This window comes from Reyranella sp., assembly GCF_044224635.1.
Classification (GTDB): Bacteria; Pseudomonadota; Alphaproteobacteria; order Reyranellales; family Reyranellaceae; genus Reyranella.
This window is the reverse complement of record NZ_JBGAKA010000027.1, coordinates 70,253-86,215: the sequence shown is the minus strand read 5'-3', so window position 1 is coordinate 86,215 and position 15,963 is coordinate 70,253. Positions and strand designations below refer to the sequence as shown.

The window sequence follows — 15,963 nt, the reverse complement described above, 5'->3', positions numbered from 1 at the left end:
ACAAAGATAAAGATCCTCGCTGCGCTCGGGATGACACCAATACTGTCAGCCCGAGCTTAGCGAGGACCTTTCCTCATCCTTCACCCGCCATAAAACACGTTGTCGCCGAGATCCTTCATCTCGAGGATGGCGGCGTCGGCGCGGCCGGTCGGCGGCGTGTGCAGATGCGCCTCGACGACCTCGCCGACCACAACGTGGTGGTCGCCCTGCTCGACGATCGAAGTGACGCGGCATTCGACGGCGCCCGGCGCGACATCGAGGATGGGCGCGCCGGTCGAGCCCTTGCGGAAGGTCTGGCCGCTCAGCTTGCCGTCCGCCAGCACCCCCGGCTTGAAGAAGGTGAAGGCCAGCCCCTTATGGTCCTTGCCCAGCATGTTGAGCGCGAAGGTGCCGGCCGCCTTGATCGTCTGATAGGTTCCCGAATCAGTCTTCACCCCGACAACGACCAGCGGCGGCGCGAAGGCGCTTTGCGTCACCCAGTTGACGGTCGCCGCCGACACGTTGCCTTTGCCGTCATCGGCCGTCAGCACGTAGATCCCATAGGGGATCATGCGCAGGACGGTTTTCTTCGCATCGGCGTTCATCTGCTTCCTCCTCGACTGATCAAACCCGGCAGTGCCGCCTAATCCTTCGGAATGCCGATGGTCTTGGCAAGCGCGCTCCAACGCTCAGTTTCGCTCTCGACGAAAGCGGTGAAAGCCAGCCGGCTCACCAGGTCGACGCGTGCGCCCTGCTCGGCCCAGATGCGCTCGACTTCGGCTGACGCGAGCGCGCTCTGCACGGCAACGTGCAAGGTGTCGAGGGGCACGACAGGCGTCGCCTTGGGGGCGAACAGGCCGTACCAGCTGCTGACGCGGAAATCGGCAAGGCCGGCCTCGGCGAAGGTCGGGAGCTCGGGCAGGATGCGCTGCCGATTGGTCGAAGCGACGGCGAGCGCGCGCAAGCGTCCCGACTGGACATACGACACCACCGTGCTGAGCGGCGTGATCAAGGCATCGATGGTGCCCGACACCACGTCCTGCAGCGCCTGGCCGCCGCCGCGATAGGGCACGTGCGTGAACCTGATGCCGGTGCGCTGCTGCAGCAGCTCGATGGCGAGGTGCGGAATGGTGCCGAGACCCGACGACCCGATCGTGACGCTTCCCGCCGCCTTGCGCGCCGCCGCCAGGAAGCCTGAGAGGTCTCTGGCCTGCACGGTCGTCGGATTGACCACCAGCGCGACCGGCACGCGGGCCAGCAGGCTCACCGGGGCGAAGTCGCGCGAGAGGTCGAAGCCGCCCTCGTCGTAGACGATTCGGGCGAAGGTGAGGCCAGTGTTGCCGACCAGCAAGGTACAGCCGTCGGGCGCCGCGCGCGCTGCGATCATGCCGCCCAGCGTGCCGCCGGCACCGGCGCGATTGTCCACGACCACGGCCTGACCCAGGGCTTGGCCGACCTGGGCGGCGACCGGGCGGGCAAAAATGTCGTTCGATCCGCCCGGCGGGAACGGCACGATCCAGGTCATCGACCGCGACGGCCGCCAATCGTCGGCGGCACGCAACGGGACAGCGGCAACTGACAGCACGAGTCCGCCCAGGGCGGCACGGCGATAGAGTTTCATCGGCTACTCCAGGCGAACGTTCGCCGCCTTGGCGACCCGGTTCCAACGTTCGGATTCACGGGCGACGAAGGAGGCGAACTCGGCGCGGCTCTCGAGCTCGACGCGGGCCCCCTGCTCCGCCCACAGGCGTCGGATCTCGGGATCGCGCAAGGCGTTCTGCGCCGCGCCATGCAGGCGATCGAGGATTGGGCCGGGCGTGGCGGCCGGCGCGAACAGGCCGAACCAGATGGCGGTACGCAACTCCTTGACCCCCGCCTCATGCATTGTGGGAACGTTGGCGAGAATCGGCTCGCGCCGGCGATTGGCAATGGCCAGCCCGCGCAGCTTGCCGTCGGCGACGTGCGGCGCCACGACGCCAGACAGCACGAATGCGGCGGAAATCTGGCCGGCCAGCAGATCCTGCAGCATCGGCGCGCCGCCCCGATAGGGAACGTGATTGAGACGCACGCCCGTCCGTTCCTCGAACAGACCGATCGCGAGATGCGTGAGGGTGCCGACGCCCGCCGAACCGATATCGATCCCGCCGGGAGCCTTCCTGGCGGCGACGATGAATTCGGCAAGGGTGGAGACGTCGAGTCTGGCCGGGTTCACCACCAGGACGTAAGGGACACGCGCGAGCGCGCTCAAGGGAGCGAAATCACGGCCGAAGTCGAAGCCGGGTTTCTGATAGATCGTCGGTGCATAGACCAGCCCCGTGTCGCCTAGCAGCAGCGTGTAGCCATCCGGCACCGCGCGGGCGGCGACTGCCGTGCCGATCGTCCCGCCGGCGCCGCTGCGGTTGTCGACCACGATCGTCTGGCTGAGCGCCGTCGCCATCCGGGCAGCGATCGGGCGGGCGAACAGGTCGGATCCGCCGCCGGCCGGGAACGGCACGATCAGGGTGATCGGGCGGTCCGGCCAGTCGGCGGCGCATGCCTCGTCGCGAATGGCGGTGGCGCCAGCCAGCGCGAGCAGTCCCGCGAGCGTCGAGCGTCGTCGGAGGTCGGTCATGGCGGCTGGCGCGCTCCCTGTCCCGTCAGTCTAGTCGAGGGGTCGCGGCACCGCCACGTTCTCCTTCTCCTCATCCCGCGTGACGCGGTATTGTCGCTCCATCGGCCCGCAGACGGCCGATCGAAAAGGTGTGTTCGGGAGGAAAGCTCAGGAGGCAATCATGCGTCGTTGCAGAGGCATGGCCATCGCGCTCGCGATGGCCACAGGCGTTGTCGCGTGGTCGAGTGTTGCGTTTGCCCAGGCGAAGATCGTCGACGGGCCGGAGGTGAGATGGAAGCTCGCAGCGTGGGGCAAGCCGCGCGCGGGAACCGCGAACGTCGAGACACTGCGCAAATTTCTCGATGAGCGAACCGGCGGCAAGTTCAAGATCCAGATCGGCTACGAGAGCTTTGGCCAGCCCAAGGAGCTGCTCGATCTCCTGAAGGTCGGCAGCCTGGAGATGACCAACATCTGCGCCTCCTATCACCCCGAGAAGCTGCCGGCCTTCTCGGCGCTCGACCTCCCGTTCCTGCCGATCGCCGACCTCGACGCGCAGGAGAAGGTGCATCTGGCGTTCTACAAGCATCCGGTCATCGCCAAGGAGTTCGCCGGCTGGAACGCCATCCCGTACCTCACGGCGATCCTGCCGACCAACGAGTTCGTCGGCCGCGGCAAGCCGCCGAAGAAGATCGAGGACTTCAAGGGCATGCGCGTACGCGCGCTGGCGGGCATCGGCGCGGCCATGACCAAACTCGGGGCCGTGCCGACCTCGGTCGACGCCACCGAGGTCTATACCTCGCTCGAGCGCGGCACGGTGGATGCCGCCGCCTTCCCGACCACGTACGCACACCAGTCCTACCGCACCTACGAAGTCGGCAAGTGGTACACGGAGAACATGAACCTCGGCAATGTCGCCTGCCCGACCCTGATCCATACCGAGCGCTGGGCGGCCCTGCCGCAGCAATACAAGGATCTGATGATCGAGGCGCAGCCGATCGCGCACAATGCGGCCAAGGCCGCCTACCGCGCTGCCGACGACAAGAACATCCCGCTTTTCAAGAAGAAGCTCGAATTCATCAAGTTCACGCCCGACGAGATCGCAGCCTTCCGCAAGGCCGGCGGCGAACCGGTGTGGAACGAATGGATCAAGGAGCGCGACGCCCAAGGCATCCCGGCCAAGGAACTGCTGAACTACCTGCTGACCCAGGCCGGCAGCGCGCCGAGGTCGTAGGCGGTCGCATCACGCCCTCCTCAGCTCCGCTGGGGAGGTGTCGGCTCATCTCACATCATGTTCCTCCCCCGATAGGGGGAGAGGAACATGAGATGCGTCGTCGAGGTCTTCGCCGATAGAAGGATCATGTGCTGGGGCCGCGCCACTCCGACGGCACTCATCCTGTCGATCACACATCATATGAGCGCCATCGGAGTGGCGCGGTCCCAGCGGAAGAGCTTGTTTTTTGCCAGCGGCGCGCTCCGGCAAAGAGTGCGCCCCTTTCAGCCGCCAGGCACGGTGAAGCGAAGGCTGCAACGGAAGCCCGGCGCCATGTACTCGACCTCGAGCAGCGCGCCCATCTGCTGGGCGCTGGTGGCGAGCAGGCGCGAGCCGAAACCACGGCTCTTTGGCAGCGCGACAGGCGGCCCGCCTTCTTCCCGCCAGTGCAAGTCGATCCCGATGCTCGACCCGGAGGGGACGACGTTCCAGCCGATCGACAGCCTTCCTCCTGACGTCGACAGGGCGCCGTACTTCGCAGCATTGGTGGCGAGTTCGTGCAGCATCAGGCTGAGGGTAATCGTCGTGTTGGCCGGGACCAGCACCGGACCGCCGCTGATGTCGATCGGGATGCCTTCGTCGACGAAGGCGGCGAGCGCGGTCGTGACGATGTCGTACAGGCTAGCGCCGCGCCACGAATCGTTGGTCAGCAGGCTGTGCGCGCGCGCCAGGGAATCCAGCCGGTCGGTGAAGGCGTCGGCGAACTGCTCAGGATCGGGCTTCGTCCGCAGAGTCTGCTGGGCGAGCGCCTGGACGATCGACAGCGTGTTCTTCACGCGATGATTCAATTCGTCGAACAGGAGAAACTGGCGCTGCTCGGCTTCCTTCTTGTCGGTGATGTCCAGGACGACGCCGATCACGCGCAGCGCCTTGCCGGCGTCGTCCCGGATCACCCGGCCGCGATCCATGACCCAACGCACTCGCCCGTCGCGACGACGGAGGCGGTATTCGAGCTCATAGCGGCCACCGGCGCCATCCAGGATCTGTCGCTTGCGTCCCCTGGTCGATTCACGATCGTCGGGATGAACGAAATCAAGGCCGGTTTCGAACGTCGCCGTGGCATCCGCAGGATCGGCGCCGAGGATCGCCAGGAACTGCGACGATCGCATGGTGCGATCGTTGACGACATCGTACTCGTGGGTACCGAACTGGGCGGCTTCCGCGGCGGCGCGGAGGTGCTCCTCGCTCTTGCGCAGCTCCGCCGAGCCCTGGTCGATATCGCGCCGGGCCCGCTTGAGCGCGGCACCCACGGCGTTGACCTCCCGAATTGTCGACTGGCGAATGTCGAAGGGTTCGCCCCGGCCGAGTGCGCGGGCCGCAGCGGTGGCTGCCGCGAGCGGCTGGGTGAGCGCCCTGCCGAACAGGAAGGCAAGGACGCCGACTAGGCCACCGACGAGCAGAATGGTGGCGCCCCAGAGCACCAAGGAGTTCCTCAACTCACGATCGAGCTGCGCCGCCGGGAAGGTCACGGCCATGGTCCAGCCGGACAGCCGGCTGCGACCGACAGCGATCAAGGCCTCCTCGCCGTCGATGTTCGTGGTCCGCATCACCGCACCTGAAGGCTGGTAGACCAGACGGGACGGAGCGGCCGTGCCCAACAACCTCGCCTGGTCGTGCGTGTTCGCCATGGTGATCCCCTTGGTGTCCAAGATCGCGGCCGACCATTCCGACGGCAGGCCCTGGCTCAGCAGGAGGGCGCGAAGGTCCTCGGGCAACAAGCCGAGGCTCATCACGAAGCGCAACTCCTTGCCTCGCATCACGGGGATGGAAACGTTGTAGACCGGCTGCTTCACCACCAAACTGGTGAACAGATCGGATACGATCGGGCGGCGGGCCTGACGCATCGCCTGCACCGTCGCCGGATCGCCGGTCAGTCTTGGCGCCTCGCCGTAAGGCACATAGGTGTTCAAGATCTGGCGGCCCTCGGCATCGACCAGCACCAGGTAGGCACGGCCGCGCAAGGCGTCCTTGGCCTGGGCGTAAAAAGCCGGCCAATCCTCGGCTTCCAGCAGGGGCGACGTGGACAGCGTCTCCAGTACGGCAATGCGCCGCTCCATGTCGCGGTCGACATCACCGATCAGGTCCTCCAGAACCTGGCCGATGCGCTGCTCGACCTGCTCCTGCTCCAGCGCCACCGACCGGTAGAGCAGGACGCTCACGAGCAACAGCAACGGCGAAGCAACGACCAGGGCAAGGACGACGAGGTGGACGGCTGCGGAGTGGCCCTTGTTCGCAGGAGGGGCGCCTCTTTCCATTACGCCAGCGCGACGGCTGCGAGTGCTGCCTCGAGGTCGCGCTTCCGATAGGGCTTGGCAAGGACGACCCGGTCGCGATGATTGTCGGGCAGCGATGTGTGGCCGTAACCGGTGGCGAAGAAGAAGCGAAGACCGCGGGCTGCCAGCAGATCGGCCACGGGATCGATCCGTCGTCCTGCGATGTTGACGTCGAGTATGGCGATGTCGAAAGACAGCTCCCGCGCCATGGCCAGAGCTTCATCGAGGCGGACGGCACTCGCGACCACCTGGCATTCCAGGTCCTCCAGCATGTCCTGAAGGGTTGACAGGATCAGTGCCTCATCCTCGACGATGAAAACGCGCGTACCGGCCAAGGACAAGTCGGGGCTCCTCCGATCGTATCCTGATCCTATCGGCTCGGCGGGAGTCGCGCCATCGGCCCGAGCCGAATCTCATCCCGCCGCTTCGAGAATGAAAGTCACGATCTCCGGAAAGGCCGTCAGGAAGCCGATGGTGATGATGTCGGCAAAGATGAAGGGCCAGATCCCGCGGAAGATCTCGGCGACCGAGATATCCGGCCGCACGCCGTTGACCACGAACACCACCAGGCCGACCGGCGGCGAGAGGGTGGCGATACCGTTCAGCTTGACCAGGATGATGCCGAACCAGATCGGATCGTAGCCCAGCGCCTCGACCACCGGGAATACCACTGGCAGGGTCAGCAGGAACATGCCGACGCCTTCCAGGATGGTGCCCAGGATCAGATAGATCGCATAGATCGCCAGCAGGATGGCAAGCGGAGGCACCTTGAGCGACGTCACCCATTCCGCGAGCTGCTCGGGCAGGCCGGCGAAGCCGAGGAAGCGTACGAAGATCAGCACTCCCCACACCACGGTGAAGATCACCGCGGTGAGACGCGCCGTCTCGAGCAGCGCGCCGCGCAGCTCGGCCCATTTCATGCGATGGGCGAGGGCGATGACGAAGACGCAGAGTGCGCCCAGCGCACCGGCCTCGGTCGGTGTCGCCCAGCCGAACAGCATGCTGTAGAAGATGATGGCAATCACCAGCACGATCGGCAGCGTGCCCGGCAACGACTGGAAGCGTTGCGGCCAAGTGTAGCCGCGAATCGGCTTGCCATACTCGGGGTTGCGCCAGCACATGACGAGGATGATGGCGGTGTAGACGAAAGCCGAGAAAATTCCCGGTGCGAAGCCCGCCACCAGCAGCTTGCCGACCGATTGCTCGGTAATGATGCCGTAGACCACCAGCAGGGCGCTGGGCGGGATCAGCGAATCGAGCGTGGCCCCGGCGGCGACGACGCCGGCCGCCAGGCGCCTGTTGTAGCCCGCCTTCAGCATCTCGGGGATGGCCACCTTGGCGAACACGGCCGCTGCCGCGGTGTTAGCGCCCGACACGGCGGAAAAGCCCGCGACGGCATAGACGGTGGCGATCGCCAGCCCGCCCGGCAGCCAGCCGAGCCAGCGCCGCGCCGCCTCGAAGGCGGCCTGCGTGATGCCGGCGTAATAGGCGAGATAGCCGATCAGGATGAACATCGGCAGCACGCTCAGCGTGTAGTTCACCACCGAGGCATGGGGCACGACGCCGGCAGTGCGCAGGCCGGGACCGAAGCCCGACAGAACGGCAAGCCCGAAGGCACCGATGATCGCTGCGGCATAGGCGATCCGCACGCCCAGCACGCAGAGCAGAATCAGGAGGCCGCAGCCGATGATGCCGAGGGTCAGCGGTTCGATGCTCATGGCCGCTTCTCCTCGCGGCCGCCCTCTTCACGTCCGAGGGCCTCCTCGATCTCGTTCTGTGCCTGCACCTCGATGGTCTCGATGACCGGCACGGCGATCGGGACGGCATCGGGATGGCGGATCAGCCTGAGGTAGTCGATCGACTGGATGACCAGCCGCACCCAGAGGACGGCGAGAACCAGCGGCACCAGCAGCTTGGTCGGCCAGATCGGCAGCTTGATGTCGATGGTCGAATCGCCGAGCTGCCAGGCGCGCAGAAAGTTCTCCCATGTCGTCTCGACCAGCACCGTGATCGCCACCAGGGCGACCAGCACGGCAAACAGCTCCATCGCCCACATGAAGCGCATCGAGAAGCCGCGCAGCAGCAGGTCCATGCGGATATGGGCGCCGACGCGCTGGGCGTAGGAGATGCCCAGGAAGGCGAACAGCGCGCTGGCCTGCTCCATGTAGTCGATGTAGCCGTGAATGGCCGTGTTGAAGGCCGTGCGCCCGATCACCTGGAACACGCCGACGAACATCAGGAAGAAGATCGCCGCCGCGGCGACGAGATTCATGCCGTCTTCCAGACGCGACCAAAGCCGATGCGCTGCCGCGATCGCGGCGGTGCCGTCTCCCTGCATCTTGCCTCCCAGACACCCGGTCGTATGCGTCGCCGGCTTTGACGGGAGGCTACCGCCGGTGAGGCCTAGGTTCAATCGTAGCCGGGCACGCTTGTTCTCCTCCTCCCCAACTTCGTTGGAGAGGAGGATACGAGTCACCCCGTCGGCAGTTCCAGCATGGTCGCGCGATCGCCACCGCTCAGCAGCGTCAGCAGCGGCGGGCGGCCGTGCGGGGTCTGGACGAAATGGTCGGCGTCGCTGCCGGCGATCGACAGGCGGATACGGCTGCCCTCAGCGAAGCGCCACGCGGTCGGCAACAGGGCGAAGCGCACGATCTGAGGCTCGCCGACCGGCATCGGCCGCGCATCCTTGCGGGCATAGCTGCGCCACGGCCAGGTGGTCTTGTAATTGCGCGGCGCCGGCTGCTCGGCGCGGTGGATGGCGCGCAGCACGCCTTCGGTGACATAGCGCGAGGTGCCGTCAGCCTCGACCTCGGCGAGATAGACGAACAGTGCGGCATCCGGCTCGCTCGACGCCAGCCACAAGGTCACCACGGGATGACCGGCGATCTCGACCGGTGCGGCGAGAGGTGCGCTCGTGAAGCCCGCGAGCCTGCCCTCGCGCTCGGTCCAGTCGGCATAGTAGGACGTCGCGTCGATGCCGGCGATGCGTTCGTAGCGCGTCGCGCCGCCGGTGCCGAGCGAATAGTCGGACTGGATCGAGTCCGACGTCGCCTGCACCGGTCGATCGGCGACAAGGTCGCGGCCGGCCGCGGTGAAGAACTGCCGGTTGCCACCGACGGGTGGCCACGCCTTGGCGGCCCGCCATTCCTCGGCATGCACCGTGAAATAGTGGATCGGGTCTTCCGCCGCGAGCCCGGTTTCCCGGCCCGCAAGATGCTGGTCGAAGAAGCGCAGCACCTCGCCCAGCACCGGCAGCTCGGGCTCGACCCGCGCCCGCCACGGCGAGGCGTTGACGCGCGCGCCATGGTCCCACGGGCCCAGCATGACGCGCCGTTCGCTATTGGGCAGCGTCAGGAAACGCGACAGCGTGCCGTTGGCGTAGCCTGCGCCGTCCATCCAGCCCGAGATCGCGTACACCGCGACATCCTTGGGAATCTCGTCGAGATAGGTGCACGGGCTGAACGACGTGCCGTTGAAGGCCGGATCGTAGGGCAGCGTGTCGTCGCGGAATTTGAACTCGCCGATGAAGTCGGGCATGCGAAAATTGGCGAGATGGCCCTTCACCGCCTCGCGCGCCAACGCACCGTCCTTGTCGTCATCCACCGGTATCGGTCCGAGCAGCGCCGGATCGGCGAAGTAGCCGAACTTCGCCCGCAGATCGCGCCGGTCATGGTCGAGCGCCAGCATCAGCTCGTCGTAGACCAGCGCCAGGCGCTTGATCAGCATGCCGCCGGGATAATAGTTGTCGGCCCAGGTGTCCCAGACGGCGAACAGGGGCGCGATCGCCCTGACCGCGGGATGGCCGGTGCTGGCCAGGAAATCGCAGGCCGCGCCGAGATAGGAGATGCCGGTGGCGCCGATCCTGCCGTCGCTCCAGGCCTGCGCCACGATCCAGTCGGCGATGGCGCGATAGTCGGCGCGCTCGCGCGGCGAGCGGAAGGAATCGCGCGTGCCGAAGCTCGCTCCCGTACCGCGTGCATCGACCACCACCACGGCATAGCCGCGCGGCACGAACATGTCGCGATACTTGAAGCTGTTGGGCGACGGCTCGACGTTGCTGCCGGCGGTCACGGCGAAGCGCCGGACATAGGGCGTGAGGATCAGCACCGTCGGCCAGCGCCTCGATGCATCGCCGTCGGGCAGATGAACATCGACGGCGAGCCGGCAGCCGTCGGGCATGGTCACGTAGACCGAGCTCGGCGTCGGCACCCGGTGCTCGGCGGGCCGGCTTGCGAGGTAACGGCTGGGCGGCACCTTCCAGGCCGAACCGAGGTCGTCACGATCCGGCATGATCGGTCCTTTCTTCTGGCAATGTCGATCAAGTCTCGCGATTCGCCGTGCAGCGATCAAGCGCGCTGATAAGCTCGCGCGCCCTCGACACAGGGCAAAGGGAGGCAGCAGCATGGACCGCTGGCTGAACGCCGCGCTCGACTACATACCCACCTGGCTCGACCATCAGGTGACTCAGCGGCAGCAGCCGGGCTGCCTGCTCGCCATCGTGCATCGCGGCAAGGTGGTGCTGGAAACAGCGTTCGGTCAGGCCGATCTCGGCACCGGCGCCGCCCTGACGCCGCGCCATCGCTTCCGCCCTATCCCGACAGTGCGCACTTGCTGGCGCGATGACAGCCTGGGTGCGCTCGCCTCGGCCGGCGGCTTCGTCAGCACCGCGGCCGCCACGGCGCGCTTCTTCAATCAGCTCTCGCCCGATACGGCCAAGAGCGTGCTGTCGGTCGCCAGCCGGCGGGAGATCGGTCGGCGCCGATCGCATGGTCGCCAAGGCGGTCGCTGTCGCCGAGGTCGAGCGACGATTCGGCGGCAAAGCCCGCGCGTCGCGCCGTTCAGCGCGGCGAAAGTGATGTAGAGTAAGCGTCGCGTCGCGTGCGTGCGTGTCCTCGGCATGTTCCGGTGGTCAAGGCTCCGTTCGCGTACCAATCGAGCAGGAGGCCAGCGAGACCGCCTGACAGCCCGGGATGCCGTCAATCAAGAAAAGGTATCAGGGAGGCTTTTGAATGATCAGGCGTATTTTGCCCCGTCGCCGGGCGCTTGCCGGCATGGCGGGGGCGCTCAGCAGTCCAATGATCGCCTCGGGCATCGCCCGGGCGCAGGCCAACTGGCCCACCAAGTCGGTCCGCTACATCAACCTGTTCCCCGCGGGCGGCGCCACCGACGTCATGTCGCGCATCGTCTGCCAGGAGCTGAGCGAGCTGACCGGCCAGCAATTCATCGTCGAGAACAAGGGCGGCTCGGGCGGCAATGCCGGGGCCGACGCCATCGCCAAGTCGGCTCCCGACGGCTACACGGTCGGCCTGTTCAGCATCGCGCCGCATGCCATCGCGCCGACGCTCTATTCCAGGCTGCCGTTCGACCCCGAGAAGGATTTCACGCCAATCAGCATGTTCTGGGCGGTGCCGAACCTTCTGGTCGTCAAGCTCGACATTCCGGCCACCACGGTCCCCGAGCTGATCGCGCTGGTGAAGGCCAACCCCAGCAAGTACTCGTTCGCGTCGGGCGGCTCGGGCACGAGCCCCCACATCTGCGGCGAGATGTTCAAGCAGCGCGCCGGACTCAACATGTTCCACGTGCCCTATCGCGGCGGCGCGCCGGCGATGCAGGACATGCTGGCGGGCCAGATCGACATGATGTTCGACAACATCCCGGGACCGATCGTGCAAGTCCGCGCCGGCAAGGTGCGCGCACTCGCCGTCACGACGAGCGAGCGCAGCCCGATCGCGCCCGAGGTACCGACGATGTCGGAATACATGCCCGGTTTCCAGATGACGTCGTGGGGCGGCCTGTGTGGCCCGGCAGGCTTGCCGCCGGCGATGGTCGAGAAAGCGTCCGCGCTGGTGAGGCAGGCCTTGGAGAGCAAGGCTCTCAAGGCGGCATTCCTCACGCACGGCGGGACGACGTTCTACAAGACCCCGGCCGAGACCGTGGCCTTCCGCCGCTCCGAGGAAGCGATGCTGGCGCCGATCATCAAGACATCGGGCGCGAAGGTGGATTGATCGCGCCCGCGATCAATCCATCCCGAGCGCAGCGAGGGATCTCGTGTCCCGCCTCCCATGCACGTCCCCAGCGACGACGCTGGGGAGGAGGAGGATGAAGAGATCCTTCGTTTCGCTCAGGATGACGAGCGGCTGCGCCGCTCGTCACATCCCGAGCTGGCTGACGAACTTGGTGTTGAGGTAGCCCTCGAGCGCCTCGACGCCGCCTTCCGAGCCGTAGCCCGAATCCTTGACGCCGCCGAACGGCACTTCCGGCAGGGCCAGGCCGTGGTGGTTGATCGACACCATGCCGCTCTCGAAGGCCGCGCCGATTTGCGCCGCGGTCTTGGTGTTCCTGGTGTAGGCGTAGGCGGCGAGGCCCCAGGCCAGCCGGTTGGCTTCCTTGACCACGCCGTCGAAATCCTTGAACGGCGTGATCGGCGCCAGCGGGCCGAACGGCTCGTCGTTCATGATCCTGGCATTGAGCGGCACGTCGGTCATGACGGTCGGCTCGTAGAAGTAGCCCTTGTTGCCCTTGCGCTGGCCGCCGGTCTGGATCTTGGCGCCCTTGGCGATGGCGTCGCTGACGAACGAGTCCATGGCGTGCAGGCGGCGCTCGGCGACCAGCGGGCCCATCTTGGTCTCGACCTCGAGGCCGTTGCCCACCTTCATGTTCTTCGCGAAGGCGGTGAAGCGCTCGACGAACTCGGGATAGACCTTCTCGTGCACCAGGAAGCGCGTCGGCGCGACGCAGACCTGGCCGGCATTGCGGAATTTGTTGGCGCCCAGCACGTTCACCGCCTGCTCGAGGTCGGCGTCCTCGAACACGATCGCCGGCGCGTGGCCGCCCAGCTCCATGGTGACGCGCTTCATATGCGCGCCGGCCAGCGCCGCGAGCTGCTTGCCGACGGGAGTCGAGCCGGTGAAGGTCACCTTCTTGATGACCGGATGGGGGATCAGGTACTCGCTGATCTCCGACGGCACGCCATAGACCAGCTGGATGACGCCGGCCGGCACGCCGGCATCGACGAACGCCTTGATGAGCTGGGCGCACGAACCCGGCGTATCCTCCGGTCCCTTGACGATGATCGAGCAGCCGGTGGCGAGCGCCGCCGAGGCCTTGCGCACCACCTGGTTGATCGGGAAATTCCATGGCGTGAAGGCGGCGACCGGGCCGACCGGCTCCTTGATCACCATCTGGTACACGTTCTCGGCGCGCGCCGGCACGAGGCGGCCGTAGGTGCGCCGGCCTTCCTCGGCCATCCAGTCGATGATGTCGGCGGCGAGGTTGGTCTCGATCTTGGCCTCGTAGAGCGGCTTGCCCTGCTCCGTGGTCATCATGGTGGCGATCTCGTCGAGACGCTGGCGCATCAGGTCGGCTGCCTTGCGCATGATCTTGTAGCGCTCGTAGGCCGAGACCTTGCGCCACTGCTTGAAGCCCTTGTCGGCGGCGGCGAGCGCGCGATCGAGATCGCTCTTCTCGGCGTGCGCCACCTGGCCGATGACTTCCTCGGTCGCCGGATTGATAACCGGGATGGTCCGGCCGTTGGCGCCCTTGGTCCAGGCGCCATCAATCATCAGGGAGACGTCGCTGTAGGTCATTGAATTCTCCTTCTCCTCCAAGAGTGTTGCCGTCAGCTACCGCGATACGTCGAGTAGCTCCAGGGCGTGCAAAGCAGCGGCACGTGATAATGCCCCTCGGGCTCGGCAATGGAAAAGCGCAAAGGGACGATGTCGAGGAACGGCGGATCGCCGCTGTCGATGCCCCTGCTGCGGAAGTGGTTGCCGATCGCGAAGCGCAGCTCGTAACGACCAATTGGCAATGGACGGCCGCCGATCAAGGGACTGGCGGTGCGGCCATCCGCATTGGTGACGGCGCTGGCGATGCGATGAGCGCGGCCGCCAGCCAACTCGCAAAGCTCGACCGCGATGCCGACGGCCGGCCGGCCGGCATGGGTGTCGAGCACGTGGGTGCTGAGCCGCCCGTTGACCTGCGGCATGCCCTCGCCCGTCACCTTGGCGGCGATCCGAAGCCGCGTAATGTAAAAGACTTCCTGCAGGGCGGCGGCGAATTCGCCGGCGGCGGCGTTGGCGAGCCGGCGCTCGAAACGTGTCAGGATCGAATCCCGGGTGTGGCGGCGCACGCAGATCATGAAGGGAAAGCCGAACTTGGCCTTGTAGGCGTCGTTCAGGCGATGGAAGCGATCGAACTCCTCGTCGCTCAAGGTATCCAGGCCGACGCTCGCCTGCTCGCTCCGGGAGTCGTCGGTGATCGCGCCGGCGCGCGCCGCCTTGCCGGCGAGATCGGGATGGCCGTTCAGGAAGGCGAGCTGCTGTGGGCGCGGCGCCGCACGGACCGCGCCCATCATCGCGTCGTGAAGGGCGGTTACCGTGGCGAAAGGACGTTTGGTCGCGGCAGCCTCTGCCACCCAAGGGGCGTGCTCGAAAGTGTCGCCCACCGCGGCACCAAAGGCCGCAGCGCTCATCTTGTTCAGCTCGGACAGGGCCAGCGTCATGGCGGCCGACCTAGCACGGCCGGAGCACCGTCTCTATAGTCCGCCCGGATTTTCAGGGAGGTTCGCATGACCCGCGACGATCGCGTCACCCGCCGCCGTCTCGGCACGGCAGCACTTGCCGGCACCGCGCTGCTCGGCGCGCCGCTGCCGCTGCGCCACGCGGCGGCGCAGGCACCCGCCAACCTCAAGGTCGCGCTGCTGCTGCCGACCTCCGGCCTGCAGGCTCAGATCGGCCAGGCCTGCCGGCGCGGCGCCGAGGTCGCCAACGACGTGTTCGCCGACATGAAGATGGGTGTGAAGCTCGACATCGTAAATTACGACACCGAGACCAAGCCCGACGTCGCGCGTACCCAGGCCGAGAAGGCGATCGATGCCGGCGCCCACCTGCTGGTCGGCGCCTTCGATTCCGGCCAGACCATCGCGATCGCCCAGGTTGCCGAGCAGCGCGGCATTCCGCTGATCGTCAACATCGCCGCGGCGCCGCAGATCACCGAGCAGGGCTACAAGTTCGTCGTCCGCAACTTCCCGACCGCGCCGATGCTGATCACCGGTGCGCTGGCGCTGCACAAGGAAGTGTTCAAGGCCTCGGGCACGACGCCCAAGACGGCGGTGCTGATGAGCGTCAACGACACGTTCGGCACCTCGATGGTGAACGGCATCAAGGCGCTGTTCCCCAAGCTCGACATGCCCTACGAGCTGCTCGACACCATCACCTACGACCCGGCGGCCAAGGACCTGTCGGTCGAGGTCGCCAAGGCCAAGGCCACCAAAGCCGAGCTGCTGCTGCCGGTCAGCCGGCTCAACGACGCCAAGCTCCTGGTGCAGGAGATGGTCAAGCAGCGCTGGGAACCGATGGGCGTCATGAATCCCGGGGCGCCCGGCCTGTACGAGCAGGACTTCCTCAAGACCATGGGCAAGTACAGCGATTTCCTGATCTCCAACGTGCCGTGGCTCGATCCGCGAACCGACATGACCAAGGCGCTGGAGAAGCGCCACCTGGCCAGGTTTCCCAACGACCAGCTCGACCTCAATGGCGGCTTCACCTTCGAGGGCATGCTGATTGCGGCCCATGCCTGGCTGGCCGCCAAGTCGACCAAGCCCGGCGACCTGCTGGACGCCTTGCGCAGAATCAAGATCGAGCAGCACGTCATGGTGGGTGGCCCGATCCAGTTCGACGCCAAGGGCCAGAACGTCGACATCAAGGCGGCCGCGGTCGAGAACTTCAAGCGCAAGCCCACCGTCGTGCTGCCGCTCAACTCCGCCGGCGCGCCCCTCGTCTTCCCGATGCCCGGTTGGAACGACAAGCGCCGGACGTGATGGGCGATTCATTTTCCTTCCCCATCATACGGGG

Annotated in this window: 14 protein-coding genes; 4 read left to right on the top strand and 10 right to left on the bottom strand. The window is 66.5% G+C overall.

The window, feature by feature from the left end:
- Positions 1 to 80 precede the first annotated feature (80 nt).
- Genes ACILR9_RS22460 through ACILR9_RS22450 form a run of 3 tightly spaced genes read right to left on the bottom strand, consistent with a single transcriptional unit; the run spans position 81 to position 2,590 of the window.
- On the bottom strand, positions 81 to 584 hold the full coding sequence (locus tag ACILR9_RS22460; protein ID WP_395712186.1) for a flavin reductase family protein: 504 nt from the start codon (positions 582 to 584) through the stop codon (positions 81 to 83).
- 38 nt (positions 585 to 622) lie between these two features.
- Positions 623 to 1,600 carry a Bug family tripartite tricarboxylate transporter substrate binding protein gene (locus tag ACILR9_RS22455; protein WP_395712185.1) on the bottom strand — a complete coding sequence of 326 codons (978 nt, stop codon included), beginning with the start codon at positions 1,598 to 1,600 and terminating at the stop codon, positions 623 to 625.
- A 3-nt stretch (positions 1,601 to 1,603) separates the two neighbouring features.
- The gene (locus ACILR9_RS22450; RefSeq protein WP_395712184.1) at positions 1,604 to 2,590 is read right to left on the bottom strand and encodes a Bug family tripartite tricarboxylate transporter substrate binding protein; all 987 of its coding nucleotides are present in this window, start codon (positions 2,588 to 2,590) and stop codon (positions 1,604 to 1,606) included.
- A 160-nt stretch (positions 2,591 to 2,750) separates the two neighbouring features.
- Here ACILR9_RS22450 and dctP point away from each other — a divergent pair, with 160 nt between their 5' ends.
- The gene (dctP, locus tag ACILR9_RS22445) at positions 2,751 to 3,800 is read left to right on the top strand and encodes a TRAP transporter substrate-binding protein DctP (RefSeq protein WP_395712183.1); all 1,050 of its coding nucleotides are present in this window, start codon (positions 2,751 to 2,753) and stop codon (positions 3,798 to 3,800) included.
- A gap of 263 nt (positions 3,801 to 4,063) precedes the next feature.
- On the opposite strand, the gene ACILR9_RS22440 is transcribed toward dctP, so the two are convergent.
- The 5 genes from ACILR9_RS22440 to ACILR9_RS22420 all read right to left on the bottom strand — a co-directional run bounded on the left by ACILR9_RS22440 (position 4,064) and on the right by ACILR9_RS22420 (position 10,402).
- On the bottom strand, positions 4,064 to 5,998 hold the full coding sequence (locus ACILR9_RS22440) for a sensor histidine kinase (RefSeq protein ID WP_395712182.1): 1,935 nt from the start codon (positions 5,996 to 5,998) through the stop codon (positions 4,064 to 4,066).
- Positions 5,999 to 6,093: 95 nt separating this feature from the next.
- Complete coding sequence (locus ACILR9_RS22435; RefSeq protein WP_395712181.1) at positions 6,094 to 6,453, bottom strand: response regulator; 360 nt, start codon at positions 6,451 to 6,453, stop codon at positions 6,094 to 6,096.
- Between the two features lie 72 nt (positions 6,454 to 6,525).
- Positions 6,526 to 7,830: a TRAP transporter large permease gene (locus tag ACILR9_RS22430; protein ID WP_395712180.1), complete on the bottom strand. Its 1,305-nt coding sequence runs from the start codon at positions 7,828 to 7,830 to the stop codon at positions 6,526 to 6,528.
- Positions 7,827 to 8,384: a TRAP transporter small permease subunit gene (locus ACILR9_RS22425; RefSeq protein ID WP_395712179.1), complete on the bottom strand. Its 558-nt coding sequence runs from the start codon at positions 8,382 to 8,384 to the stop codon at positions 7,827 to 7,829. The genes ACILR9_RS22430 and ACILR9_RS22425 overlap by 4 nt, the downstream gene beginning before the upstream one ends.
- 200 nt (positions 8,385 to 8,584) lie before the next feature.
- Entirely contained in the window at positions 8,585 to 10,402 is a 1,818-nt protein-coding gene (locus ACILR9_RS22420) for a CocE/NonD family hydrolase (protein ID WP_395712178.1), read from the bottom strand.
- A gap of 112 nt (positions 10,403 to 10,514) precedes the next feature.
- On the opposite strand from ACILR9_RS22420, the gene ACILR9_RS22415 reads away from it, so the two are divergent.
- Positions 10,515 to 10,973, top strand: coding sequence for a serine hydrolase (locus ACILR9_RS22415; RefSeq protein WP_395712177.1), 459 nt, complete (start codon positions 10,515 to 10,517; stop codon positions 10,971 to 10,973).
- Between the two features lie 148 nt (positions 10,974 to 11,121).
- Positions 11,122 to 12,117: a Bug family tripartite tricarboxylate transporter substrate binding protein gene (locus ACILR9_RS22410; protein WP_395712176.1), complete on the top strand. Its 996-nt coding sequence runs from the start codon at positions 11,122 to 11,124 to the stop codon at positions 12,115 to 12,117.
- A 144-nt stretch (positions 12,118 to 12,261) separates the two neighbouring features.
- Here the strand turns inward: ACILR9_RS22410 and ACILR9_RS22405 are convergent, their stop codons facing one another.
- Positions 12,262 to 13,698: an NAD-dependent succinate-semialdehyde dehydrogenase gene (locus ACILR9_RS22405; protein ID WP_395712175.1), complete on the bottom strand. Its 1,437-nt coding sequence runs from the start codon at positions 13,696 to 13,698 to the stop codon at positions 12,262 to 12,264.
- Between the two features lie 32 nt (positions 13,699 to 13,730).
- Positions 13,731 to 14,612: a 2-oxo-4-hydroxy-4-carboxy-5-ureidoimidazoline decarboxylase gene (uraD, locus tag ACILR9_RS22400; RefSeq protein WP_395712174.1), complete on the bottom strand. Its 882-nt coding sequence runs from the start codon at positions 14,610 to 14,612 to the stop codon at positions 13,731 to 13,733.
- A gap of 66 nt (positions 14,613 to 14,678) precedes the next feature.
- Between uraD and ACILR9_RS22395 the strand changes: the two genes are divergently transcribed.
- The gene (locus ACILR9_RS22395; RefSeq protein WP_395712173.1) at positions 14,679 to 15,929 is read left to right on the top strand and encodes an ABC transporter substrate-binding protein; all 1,251 of its coding nucleotides are present in this window, start codon (positions 14,679 to 14,681) and stop codon (positions 15,927 to 15,929) included.
- The last annotated feature ends 34 nt before the right edge of the window (positions 15,930 to 15,963 follow it).